This window comes from Chitinophaga ginsengisegetis, assembly GCF_900168065.1.
Lineage (GTDB): Bacteria > Bacteroidota > Bacteroidia > Chitinophagales > Chitinophagaceae > Chitinophaga > Chitinophaga ginsengisegetis.
Genome location: NZ_FUZZ01000003.1, coordinates 329,150 through 341,115, shown reverse-complemented (window position 1 = coordinate 341,115; position 11,966 = coordinate 329,150). Strand labels below are relative to the sequence as shown.

The following is an 11,966-nucleotide window of genomic DNA, read 5'->3' as shown; positions in this document are numbered from 1 at the left end:
GAATAGGTGACAATATTAAACAAAGATTCTTTCAAACCCACAGCTAATTTCAGGAACTTTTAAAAGTGTCCGATTATGGACACCGCTTGTCCGGCAAAGGACGTTTTTTTAAACCATTTTTCCCTGAAAACGTTGCTGGTAAGCGGTTTTCAGCTTTGGCATGTGGATTGACTTTCTCCGGTCAGCAAACTTTTCGCTAAAAAACATGGACAGAAAATTAGAAAAGAAGTTTTGGAATAAAAAGCGCATCCTGATGATAGGTGGTGGCGCGGCAGTAGCAATGCTGCTGTTGTATACATTGCTTTTTGCGGATCACCGGGCCACCCTGAATGTAGAAAAGGACAAGATCACTATCTCTACAGTAAAGAAAGGAACCTTTGATGTATATATTGCCGTTACCGCTGTGGTAATGCCCCTGAAAACCATCCGCCTGGATGCCATTGAAGGCGGATATGTAAGCCGTAAGTACCTGGATGGAGGTAGTATGGTAAAGGAAGGCGATTCTATCCTGCGGCTGGATAACCAGCACATGATGATGGACTTTGTAAACCATGAAACAGAAATCTACCGTTTACGCAACGAACTGCAGAATACCCGTCTGAGTATCCGCCAGCAGGAATTTACCATGCAGCAAACCATTTCAGATATTGACGCTAAAATAGCCGCTGCACAGGATCTGTACGACCGGAACAAACAACTGGTAGAGGAGAAGATCGTTGCCCGCCAGGAGTTCAACAAAAACAAATTTGAACTGGAAGGACTCCTGCGTCAGAAAGATATCCAGCTGCAATCCCAGAAATACCAGCAGGACAATGCCAAAATGCAGATTACCCAGCTGGAGGGCACCCTGGCCAGAACCCAGCGCAACCTGGACCTGATGCGGGAAAACCTGAACAGCCTGATTGTTCGCGCCCCGGTATCCGGACAGCTCTCTTCCATCGACGTGGAAGTTGGTTCCAGCATCACCGCCGGCCAGAATATTGGCCAGATCGATGACCTGAACGGATTTAAATTACGCGCCGATATAGACGAACACTATGTTTCACAGGTATTTGCCGGGTTGAAAGCCACCTTTGAGTTCGATGGTAAATCTTACGAAATGCTGGTTACAAAGGTATATCCCGAAGTAAAAAGCGGCCGTTTCCAGGCCGATATGACCTTTGAAAAAAATACGCCGGAAGGCATCCGCCGTGGACAATCCTCTCCTATCCGCCTTGTATTGGGTAAGTCCGCAGAAGCCATCCTTTTACCGCTCGGCGGATTTTTCTCCGACACCGGTGGTAACTGGGTATATGTAGTGGATAAAAGCGGCAACCGCGCAGTAAAACGTAATATTTCGCTGGGCCGCAAAAATCCGCTATATTTTGAAGTACTGGAAGGCCTGCAGCCAGGCGACCAGGTGATCACTTCCTCTTATGAGAATTTCGGTAACAAAGATGTTTTATCCTTTTAGTTCATCCATTTTTTTATATAAACTAGCATTTAAAATAAATAACACTTATGATACGCACTGTTAACTTACAGAAGCTGTTTACAACAGAAGAGGTAGAAACCACTGCTCTCAATGGTATTAACATGGAAGTGCAGGATGGAGAATTTGTGGCGATCATGGGGCCCTCCGGTTGCGGCAAATCCACTTTGCTGAACATATTGGGTCTGCTGGATAACCCCAGCGATGGCGAGTATCACTTCTGGGATAAGGAAGTAGCGCGTATGAGTGAAAGACAAAGAGCACAGCTTCGCAAAGGTTCCATTGGTTTCGTGTTCCAGAGCTTTAACCTCATTGATGAGCTGACCGTTTTCGAGAATGTGGAATTGCCTCTGCTCTATCTGAAAGTTCCCGCCGCTGAAAGAAAAGTGAAGGTAGAAGAAGTGCTGGAACGCATGAACATTATGCACCGCCGCAACCACTTCCCGCAGCAGCTGTCCGGTGGTCAGCAACAAAGGGTAGCCATTGCCCGCGCCGTGGTAGCCAAGCCCAACCTGATACTGGCGGATGAGCCCACCGGTAACCTGGATTCTACCAACGGGGAAGAAGTAATGAAGTTGTTGCAGGAGCTGAACAACTCCGGTACCACCCTGATCATGGTAACGCACTCCCCATATGATGCCGGATTTGCACACCGTATTATCAACCTGTTTGATGGACGCGTGGTGACAGAGAATATCAAGGAGCAGTTTCATGTGTGATTTTTTCCGCCATTCTAAAACCACATCATGATGTTTCGGAACTATTTCAAAATTGCTGTCCGCCATTTGCAGCGCCATAAGTTCATCACGGTGATCAACATCTCCGGGCTGGCTGTGGGCATGGCCTGTTGTATACTGATTACGCTGTATGTGCGCGATGAGCTGGGTTTTGACAGGTTCCACCGTAATACGGATAACCTTTATCGCGTTACAACTCAAAGCACCCGCCCAACCGGTAACACAGAGTACGGCGCCGCTACCCAGTTTCCCATTGGCCCCAATCTGAAAAAAGATATCAGCAGTATAAAAGAATCCGTGCGCATTTTCGCACCGGGGAACACGCTTTATACTGCGGGAGATAAAAGAATCTGGGAAGAAAATACGGCCTTTGCCGATGAGCCTTTCTTCCGGGTATTCAATTTTCCTTTGCTGGAAGGGAATCCTGCTACTGTTTTAAAAGAACCTTATTCCATTGTATTAACCGAATCTGCTGCAAAAAAATACTTCGGAAATGAATCGCCCATTGGTAAACTGATAAAGGTAGGGAATGGCTACAGCTGCGCGGTAACCGGCGTGGCAAAGGACTTTCCGGCTAATACAGATCTTCGCATGACGATGATCATGTCGTTTTCCACAATGCTTAAAGAAGGATTAAAAACGGGAAACGACGTGGAAAACCAGTGGTTCATGTTCGGCAACAATGTTACCTATGTGCAGCTGGCCGATCATACAGATCCTGATAAACTCACCAAAGAATTAAAAACTTTTGTATCCACTCATATTGGTGGAATATTGAAGCGGCATAATATACAGTTTGCGCTGGAATTACAACCCGTTCAAAATGTACACCTGCACCCGGAAGGCGACAAAGGAGTGGATAATTCCCCGTTGATCTGGTTATACATTGCTATAGCCGTTTTTCTGATCCTGATTGCCTGTATCAACTTTATGAACCTCACCACTGCACGGGCCCATGAAAGAGCAAAGGAAGTAGGATTACGTAAAGTGCTGGGCGCTGAAAGAAAGAGCCTTGTCATGCAATTTCTCACAGAATCACTGGTGATCAGTATCATTTCTTTTGTGCTGGCTATTTTGCTGGTAGGGCTGGTAATGCCGCTGTTTAATACCATTACCGGTAAAGAACTGTTATTACTTTCTTCCGCAGATAGTTTTTTATATGCTGGTTTATTATTGCTGGTACTGGTTGTTGGCCTGGTAGCCGGCAGCTATCCTGCGCTTTACCTGTCTGGTTTAATACCGGTACGCGTATTGAAAGGCAATTTTATTACTTCCGGTTCCCGCGTGCTGATACGTCGTGGATTGGTGGTAGCGCAATTTGCGGTAGCCGTGGCGCTGATCATTTCCACGGTGGTGGTATTTTCCCAGCTCCGCTACTGGCAAACAAAGAACCTCGGATTCGACAAAGAACACCTTGTAAATATATACCTGTCCGGCGTGGATGGCAGCGCTAAAGTTGCACTGCTGAAATCTTCTTTCTTAAATCAGTCGGGTGTGCAGCAGGCTTCCATGCATAACTTTTTAATGGGCAGTGGCGTGTTTAACAATAACCCGGTAGTACGTGAGGGTGAAGATGATAAAGAAGGTTTCGTAGCGGGGATCATTCAATCGGATTTTGACCTGCTTAAAACAACCGGTATCAAGCTGGTATCCGGACGTGATTTTAACCCGGCGCTGGCCACTGATTCGTCTGATGCCTATATCATAAACCAGGCCGCCGCACGGCAGTTTGGATTTAAAGATGATGCCGTGGGTAAACGGATTGAATGGCGACCAGGCTATATGAGCAGGCACGGCACCATTATAGGAGTGGTGGAAGATTTTAACCTCCGCTCGCTGCAATCGGCGGTAGATCCTATCATTTACATGGTAAGGCAGGAAGAGGTAGCTATCATTACACTGCGGCTTGCCGCCGGCGATCAGAAGGCGATATTAAAACGCGTGGAAGCCGCATGGAACAGCATCGTCCCGGATGTACCATTTAATTTCACCTTTGTGGAAGCTGATATACAGTCGAAGTATGCCTCTGAACGTACACTGGGCAAATTATTCGGTATCTTCTCCGGCCTCGCCATCTTTATAGCCTGTATGGGCCTGCTGGGATTGTCTATGCTCATTTCCCGGCAGCGTACCAAAGAGATCGGCATCCGCAAAGTGCTGGGTGCTTCTGTTGCCAATATTTCATTGTTGTTATCGAAAGACTTTCTCAAACTGGTTTTGATAGGTATCTGCATTGCTTCTCCCATAGCCTGGTACGGTATGGAAAAATGGCTGCAGAACTTTGCTTTCCGGGTACACGTTGAGTGGTGGGTGTTTTTACTCACTGCCGTTGTGGTAGTGCTGATAGCATTGTGTACCGTCAGCTTGCAATCTGTAAGAGCGGCATTAATGAATCCGGTTAAATCACTTAGATCTGAATAAACATGATTAAGAACTATTTCCGCATTGCCTGGAGGAGTCTGAAAAGAAGCCGGTTTTTCGCTGCCGTGAATATCGCGGGGCTGGCCTTTGGCATGGCGGTGTGCATGTTTATCCTCTGCTGGGTACTGGATGAATACAGTATTGATAAGTTCCATTCAAACGGGAAGAATATTTACCGGCTGCAGGCAAATGTAGACTGGGGCGGTATACGTACCATGACGGCTACACCTGTTGTACTGGCAGATGATCTGAAAGATAATTTCCCGGAGATAACGGCGAACGTGAAAGTGCGCACGACTTATAGCAATATGTTGTTTAAAACCGCGCAGAAAACCGGCCTGGAAAAAAATTATATATACGCCACGTCTAACCTGCTGGAAGAGATGGATTTTCCGGTAGTAGCCGGAGATAAACATTCCGCGCTGACGCAACCCAAATCCATTGTACTGACTGAATCATTTGCAAAAAAATATTACGGTACCACCGATCTGGTAGGAAAGATCATTAACGTGGAAAAGAACAGTGCATTACAGGTAACGGCTATCGTGAAAGATGTACCCGCTGCGTCATCCATTCAGTTTGACTTTATCCTGCCCTTTGCGCTTACCCTGCAGCAAGATCCCTGGCTGCTGAAACCAGGTAGTTATAGCATTTATAATTACATGGTGATAAAACCCGGTACGGATATTTCCCGTCTCACTGCAAAGATGCAGCAACACTACGCTAAACTTAACCCCGGCAATAAGAACGAAATATGGCTGCAACCTTTCCGGGACATCTATCTGCATGAAAAATATGAAAATGGAAAAGTAGCCGGTGGAAGAATTGAATATGTGCGTTTGTTTTTTATTACGGCGCTTATTGTACTGGCTATAGCCTGTATCAACTTCATGAACCTTTCCACCGCACAGGCTTCCAAAAGAGCCCGGGAAGTAGGTGTACGTAAATCAATGGGTGCCTCCAGGCTTTCACTGATGCTGCAGTTTACCGGGGAAGCAATCCTGATGTGCGCTATTGCAGCCGTTACTGCGGCAGCAATAGTATACCTGCTGATGCCGGCGTTCAATAACTTTACAGGCAAACATATCACGTTTACGTTGCCTGTTACCCTTAAATACCTGTTAGGGATACTGGGTGTAATACTGGTGACCGGCTTGCTGGCCGGCAGTTACCCTGCTTTTGTATTGTCGCGTTTCCTGCCGGTGAAGGTATTGAAAGGTGACCTGAGCAGCGGCAGCGGCGCTTCCCTGTTCCGGAAAAACCTGGTGGTGCTGCAGTTTGTACTCTCTTTCATTTTTATTGTGAGCAGCGTAGTGATCTACAACCAGATGCAGTATATCTACCACCGTAACCTGGGGGTTGACAAGGAAAATGTAATGTATATAGAGCTGGATGAAGGCTTTTCTGCTAACCAGAACGCTATTGAGCAATCGCTGGCACAGCTGCCGCAGGTAAAGTCGTTTACCTATAACAGTTTCCTGCCACTGTCTATTGAGGGCACAAGTGCCGACCTGGGCTGGGAAGGAAAACCCGATAAGCTGATTGTGAATACCGCGCCGCAACAGGTAGGATACGATTATGTTTCCACTATGGGAATGACGATGAAGGAAGGCCGCGATTTCTCCCGTGATTTTGCTTCAGACTCCGCTGCTTATATCATCAATGAAACAGCTGCCCGTGTAATGGGCATGAAACATCCATTAGGAAAACAAATCAGTTTCTGGAAAGGAAAAGGAACAATTATCGGCGTGGTAAAGGATTATCATTTTGCTTCTATGCGGGAAAATATTTCATCGATGGTGATGATGCTGGAACCGAAGGATAACGGTTATATGATGATCCGCCTCGCAAAGGGAGAGGTATCCGGCCAGGTGGCCGCTGTGGAAAAAGTGTTCACCACACTGAACGCCGGCTACCCGGTAGATTATCATTTCCTTGATGAAACGTTTGACAATATGTACAGGTCGGAAACGATGTTGCGTAAACTGGCGCAGGTATTTGCGGTGGTAGCGGTCCTGATTTCCTGCCTGGGGTTATTCGGATTATCCGTTTTTACTGCCGAGCAGCGCAAAAAGGAAATTGGTATCCGCAAAGTTTTGGGCGCTTCTGTAATGAACGTTACCCGTTTGCTTTCAAAAGAATTCCTGACCCTGGTGATCATTGGTATCTTACTGGCCACGCCTATCAGCTGGTACATGATGAATAACTGGTTATCCGGGTTTGCGTATCATACAAATTTATCTGCCTGGATCTTTATCATTGCCGGTGTGCTGGCAGTGGTGATAGCGCTGGCAACGGTAAGTTTCCAGTCGGTGAAGGCCGCTATGGCCAATCCTGTAAAATCTTTAAAAGCCGAATAATTTTATGTTCAAGCGTTATATCGTCATAGCATTCAGAAATCTGCAGCGGCAAAGGTTGTTTACCTTTATCAACATCGCCGGGCTGGCGGTGAGTATGACGGTATGCCTGATCGTATTGATCTCCGTCAGGGAAAATTTCAGTTACGATAATTTTCATCCTGCTGCTTCGCGTACCTGGAGAATCACTACCCATGCGCAAACGCCGGATGGAAGAAAATATCATATGGCCAGTGTGCCTTTGCCAATGGGAGCGGCGTTGAAAAATAATTATGCTGCCGTTGAAAATGAGGCTACTTTATACGGTGTTTTGAACGGAGAAGGAAAAATAGATAAGAAGAAGATCTATATCAGCGGGACATTTGCCACGCCCTCCTTTTTTGAGGTGTTTGGCTTTAAACTGGCCGCAGGTGATCCCCGCACCGCGTTAGTTACTCCCAACAGCATAGTCCTTACGGCAGAAACGGCCCAACGCTTTTTCGGCACCAATGATCCGATGGGAAAAGTAATCCAGTTTGATCGCTTTGGTAGCTTTATCGTTAGCGGGGTAATGGAACCTGCACCCTCCAAATCACATATCGATTACGAAGCCTTTGCCGCGATGTCGTCTGTGCCTTCACTGGAACAAAGTAAAGTATTGCCGGATAAACTGAATAACTGGGACCAGGTACAGAGCAGCTATACCTATGTGGTGATGCGCCGCGGCGAAAAGTTATCGGCATTGGAATCTGCCCTGAAAGACCAGGCCCACCGTTACGACGGACTGGTACAGAAAGGACAGGGCAGCATGGCCTTTGAGCCACAGGCGCTCAGCAAAATCACCCCATCGCAGGAGCTGGTGGACGACATCGGCGGTACGCCGCCCTGGGGCAAAATATTGGCGGAAATAGGCGTGGCACTGGGCCTGATTATCTGCGCCTGTTTTAACTACACCAATTTATCCATTGTGCGTTCTTTACAGCGGGCCAAAGAAGTAGGCGTGCGGAAAGTAAATGGCGCGCAACGCTGGCAGATATTTTTACAGTTTATTACGGAATCTGTGATCATGTGTATACTGTCGCTGATCATGGCGGTTTTATTACTGCTGCTGATGCAAGCCACACATTTCAGGGGATTACCGGTTCCCGACAACAATCTGCTGGAGCCCCGGTTGCTTATGCTATTCCTTTTGTTCAGCATCGTCATTGGTATAGTGGCAGGCGCTATTCCCGCATGGGCCCTATCTGCTTTTCAGCCGGCTAAGGTATTAAAGAACCTCATCGATATTAAACTGTTTGGCGGACTGGGATTAAGGAAAACACTCATCGTCATCCAGTTTTCCCTGTCGTTAACCGCCATTATCTTCCTGGTAACAGTGTATCGGCAATTCCATTATAAAGCCATTAAGGACATGGGCTTCTATCGTAAAGATATCCTGAATGTACCGCTGGCGGACGCGGATTTCCAACGGATGAAGGAGCGGATGCTGCAATTGAAGGATGTGGGAACAGCCACTGCCAGTTCCGGAACATTAGGAATGCCAAGACATTGTAACTTTTGCGTTATCCGCACTGGTGAGAGCAAGGATAGAATGGAATTTGGTTACTACGCCGGGGATGTGGACTTCCTCAAAGTAATGCACCTGAGATTGATGGCTGGCACTACTTTCCCCGAATCCGCTTCTGCTGAAAAAGAACAATATATTATTATCAACGAAAAGGCGGTCAGCGTAATGGGTATAAAATCTCCTGCAGACGCTATCGGAAGAACCTTGTTCCTGTCCGATTCCCTGCCTGTAAGTATCATTGGCGTAGTAAAAGATTTCAACTTCCAGCCGATAGAAGTAAATATCCGCCCGATGGCGATCCGTTTTGTGCCTGCCGAATTCCATCAGCTGCAGTTAGCAATGCTGAAAGGAGATAAAGAACAGCAGGTAGCAGACGTGAAGAAAATATGGACCGCTATGCATCCCGGGGAAATATTTACCTCGGAATGGATGGATGAGCAGCTAGGTAGCCGCGATGGAAGAGAAGTGGTTTCCATGCTGGGGTTCCTGGTGTTCATTACCACTTTGATAGCTGCATTAGGACTGCTGGGCATTGTAGCCTATACCTCTTTTACCCGCAGAAAAGAAATCGCTATCCGCAAAGTACTGGGCGCCAGTGCGGCGGGGCTGTTAATGCTTTTGTCTAAGAACTACATAAAGTTAATCGTTATAGCGGGATGTATTGCCCTGCCACTGGGATATATCAGTAGCCTGCTTTTCCTGCAGATATTTGCTTACCGGGTAAGCACGGGCATTTTGGCAATGCTGGGAAGCTTTTTATTCCTGGTATTCCTGGCGCTGGTCACCATTTTTTCACAAACCTGGAGAGCTATTGAAGTGAATCCGGCAGATAACCTGAGAAACGATTGACTATGCTACTATTCAATTACATAAAATTTGCCGTGAAAGCCGCTATCAGGAACCCGGTAAACGCATTAAAGATAGAATAACAAGTGAACAGCAAATCAGAGTGTGTGTCTACACGCCCTGCTTTTATTTTTTATCACTTTAAATATAGCCGTATGTTAAAGAGTTACTTAAAGATTGCCTGGAGAAATTTGCGGAAACAAAAAGTGTTCGCCGCCGTTAACATTGTGGGAATGAGTACCGCATTGTGTGCCGCATTACTTTTATCTCTTACTGCATACCGGGAATGGACCTACGATAATTTTCATGAGAATGGGAAAGATATATACCAGCTGATTGGTATTGAAGACACCGGCGGCCAGGTGAAAACAGGTTCCAGTATGTCGAAACCACTGGCAGTGGCTTTGCAGAAAGAGGTGCCGGGCGTAAAAGGTATCACGTTTATAGCCGGGTATAATGTGCCGGTAAGATATGGCGCCAATCATTACTACCTGGGTGCGCAAATGGTAGACAAGGATTTTTTGAAGATGTTTACCTTCCCGGTGATTAAGGGAGATAAGAATAGTGCATTACAGCAGCTAAACCAGGTAGTGCTCACAAAGCGCGCCTCGGGGATCCTGTTTAAAGATACCGATGGGGTAGGCAAAACTGTGGAACTGAACCTGAATGGTAAATGGCAGCCTTTCATTGTAAGCGCAATAGCCGCCGATATTCCCGATAACTCAGGGATGTATTTCGAGTTGCTCACACGGTTTGAAAATGAACCCGAATATAATACCACCAAAAACGATTGGAGCGCATCAAATTTTCCTTTGTTTGTTCAGCTGGAACCGGGCGTTAGTAAAACTTCTTTCGAGAAAAATATGAACGTGGTGGTGAACAAATATTATAAAGGGAAGATAGAAGACCTGCAAAAAAACGCAGGGGGCGTTAAAAACGTATTTTACCTGAAAGGACTTCCGCTGAAAGATTTCCACCTGGACGCAGACAGCTCTTTTTATAGTGGCCTGAATAAATTTTATCCCTGGCTGATGATCATCCTTGCTACGCTGATTATCGGTATTGCCGCTATCAACTTTATTAATCTCTCTATAGCCAGATCTTTTGCCCGCAGTGGTGAAATAGGTTTGCGGAAATCCCTCGGTGCGCAGAATGGTCAGCTGCTGCTGCAGTTCTGGGCAGAAGCGTTCCTGTTGTGCTGCTTTGCGCTGGTACTGAGCCTGGGTCTGATGATCCTCCTGCTGCCTTATTACAACCAGGTGTTCGGACATCATATTGCGCTGAGTGTATTCCGTAATATATGGGTAGTAACCGGCACTGTTGCCGGCTTCTTCCTGATCACGTTACTGGCGGGTGGTTACCCGGCCTGGAAAGTAGCGCGGCTCAATATCCTGCAGGTGCTGAAAGGCAAGCTGGGTATGGGTAAAAGCAGTGGTGTCCGCAACGGGCTTATTGTTGTACAGTTTATGGTGGCAGTAGTACTGATCAGTTGTACTTCCATCATCTGGCAACAACTTAATTTCATACAGTCGGCCCCGTTAGGATATAATTCCTCCCAGGTGATCAGTATCCCGCTTGATAATGCCACGCCTTCAGATATCACTACCATGAAAAACAGGCTCGCCGAAATGGGTGAGGTAAGAAGCGTGAGCGGCAGCATGTTAAACCTCGGCATGGGAAAAGACGGCTCTTCCGGTAACTGGACCCGGGGCTTCATGTATAAAGACCGCCACGTTTCCACGCAATGTCTCGCAGTAGATTACGACTACGCCAGAACGCTGGACCTCAAAATATTATCCGGCCGCGATTTCTCCCGGGAATATGGAACAGACAGCAGTGCCGTAGTAATCAATGAACTGATGGCGAAGCAACTGGGCGTAACAGACCCGGTAGGCATAACTTTCCGGATGAGCGACGATGAGCCGCCGGTACATGTGATTGGCATGGTAAAGGATTATCACTTTGAATCGTTACACAAGAAAATTGATCCGCTGGTAATGATCATGAACGCTCCCCTGAACTATATCTTCGTAAAAGTGGAAACCCACAACCCGGTAGCCTCACTGAAAAAGATCACTACGCTCTGGAAAGGCATTAATGAACTGGCAGAAAGCGATCCTTCTTTCCTCGATGAAAATGCACAACGGTTATACAGACAGGAACAACGGTTTTCAAAGATATTTATGAGTGGCGCTGTTCTCGCCGTGATCATTTCCTGCATGGGATTATTTGCAATTGCCGTGCTGGTGATGGCGCACCGTAAAAAAGAAATTGGTATCCGTAAAGTATTAGGTGCATCTGTGAGTGGTATTGTGTTGTTGTTGTCGAAAGATTTTCTCCGCCTGGTACTTGTGGCAGTATTGATAGCCACCCCGGCAGCCTGGTACTTCATGCACCGCTGGCTGGAAGGGTTTGAATACCATACCACCATTCATTGGTGGGTATTCGGGGTAGCAGGGCTGCTGGCGGTATGCATTGCTTTTTTAACCGTGAGTTTGCAGTCGGTGAAAGCTGCGCTGGCAAACCCCGTAAACAGTTTAACCAGGGATTAACGTTAAAATATCACCTATGATGTGGCGTAATTATTT

Annotated in this window: 6 protein-coding genes; all 6 read left to right on the top strand. The window is 46.7% G+C overall.

Annotated features, from left to right (window positions below; translation table 11 throughout):
• Window positions 1-205 precede the first annotated feature (205 nt).
• The 6 genes from B5Z18_RS19995 to B5Z18_RS19970 all read left to right on the top strand — a co-directional run bounded on the left by B5Z18_RS19995 (window position 206) and on the right by B5Z18_RS19970 (window position 11,930).
• Entirely contained in the window at window positions 206-1,453 is a 1,248-nt protein-coding gene (locus B5Z18_RS19995) for an efflux RND transporter periplasmic adaptor subunit (protein ID WP_079471267.1), read from the top strand.
• 47 nt (window positions 1,454-1,500) lie between these two features.
• Window positions 1,501-2,190 carry an ABC transporter ATP-binding protein gene (locus B5Z18_RS19990; RefSeq protein ID WP_079471266.1) on the top strand — a complete coding sequence of 230 codons (690 nt, stop codon included), beginning with the start codon at window positions 1,501-1,503 and terminating at the stop codon, window positions 2,188-2,190.
• Window positions 2,191-2,217: 27 nt separating this feature from the next.
• Window positions 2,218-4,629: an ABC transporter permease gene (locus B5Z18_RS19985; RefSeq protein ID WP_079471265.1), complete on the top strand. Its 2,412-nt coding sequence runs from the start codon at window positions 2,218-2,220 to the stop codon at window positions 4,627-4,629.
• Window positions 4,630-4,631: 2 nt separating this feature from the next.
• Window positions 4,632-6,989 (top strand): ABC transporter permease, encoded by a 2,358-nt coding sequence (locus tag B5Z18_RS19980; protein WP_079471263.1) that lies wholly within the window; start codon window positions 4,632-4,634, stop codon window positions 6,987-6,989.
• A gap of 4 nt (window positions 6,990-6,993) precedes the next feature.
• Window positions 6,994-9,381, top strand: coding sequence for an ABC transporter permease (locus tag B5Z18_RS19975; RefSeq protein WP_079471262.1), 2,388 nt, complete (start codon window positions 6,994-6,996; stop codon window positions 9,379-9,381).
• A 152-nt stretch (window positions 9,382-9,533) separates the two neighbouring features.
• A complete protein-coding gene (locus B5Z18_RS19970) occupies window positions 9,534-11,930 on the top strand; it encodes an ABC transporter permease (protein ID WP_079471261.1) in 2,397 nt (798 codons plus the stop codon).
• Window positions 11,931-11,966: the final 36 nt, after the last annotated feature.

Bases quoted from the DNA above. Each gene is read 5' to 3' on its own strand.
- B5Z18_RS19995 (WP_079471267.1), top strand. From the start codon at position 206: ATGGACAGAAAATTAGAAAAGAAGTTTTGGAATAAAAAGCGCATCCTG.
- B5Z18_RS19990 (WP_079471266.1), top strand. From the start codon at position 1,501: ATGATACGCACTGTTAACTTACAGAAGCTGTTTACAACAGAAGAGGTA.
- B5Z18_RS19985 (WP_079471265.1), top strand. From the start codon at position 2,218: ATGATGTTTCGGAACTATTTCAAAATTGCTGTCCGCCATTTGCAGCGC.
- B5Z18_RS19980 (WP_079471263.1), top strand. From the start codon at position 4,632: ATGATTAAGAACTATTTCCGCATTGCCTGGAGGAGTCTGAAAAGAAGC.
- B5Z18_RS19975 (WP_079471262.1), top strand. From the start codon at position 6,994: ATGTTCAAGCGTTATATCGTCATAGCATTCAGAAATCTGCAGCGGCAA.
- B5Z18_RS19970 (WP_079471261.1), top strand. From the start codon at position 9,534: ATGTTAAAGAGTTACTTAAAGATTGCCTGGAGAAATTTGCGGAAACAA.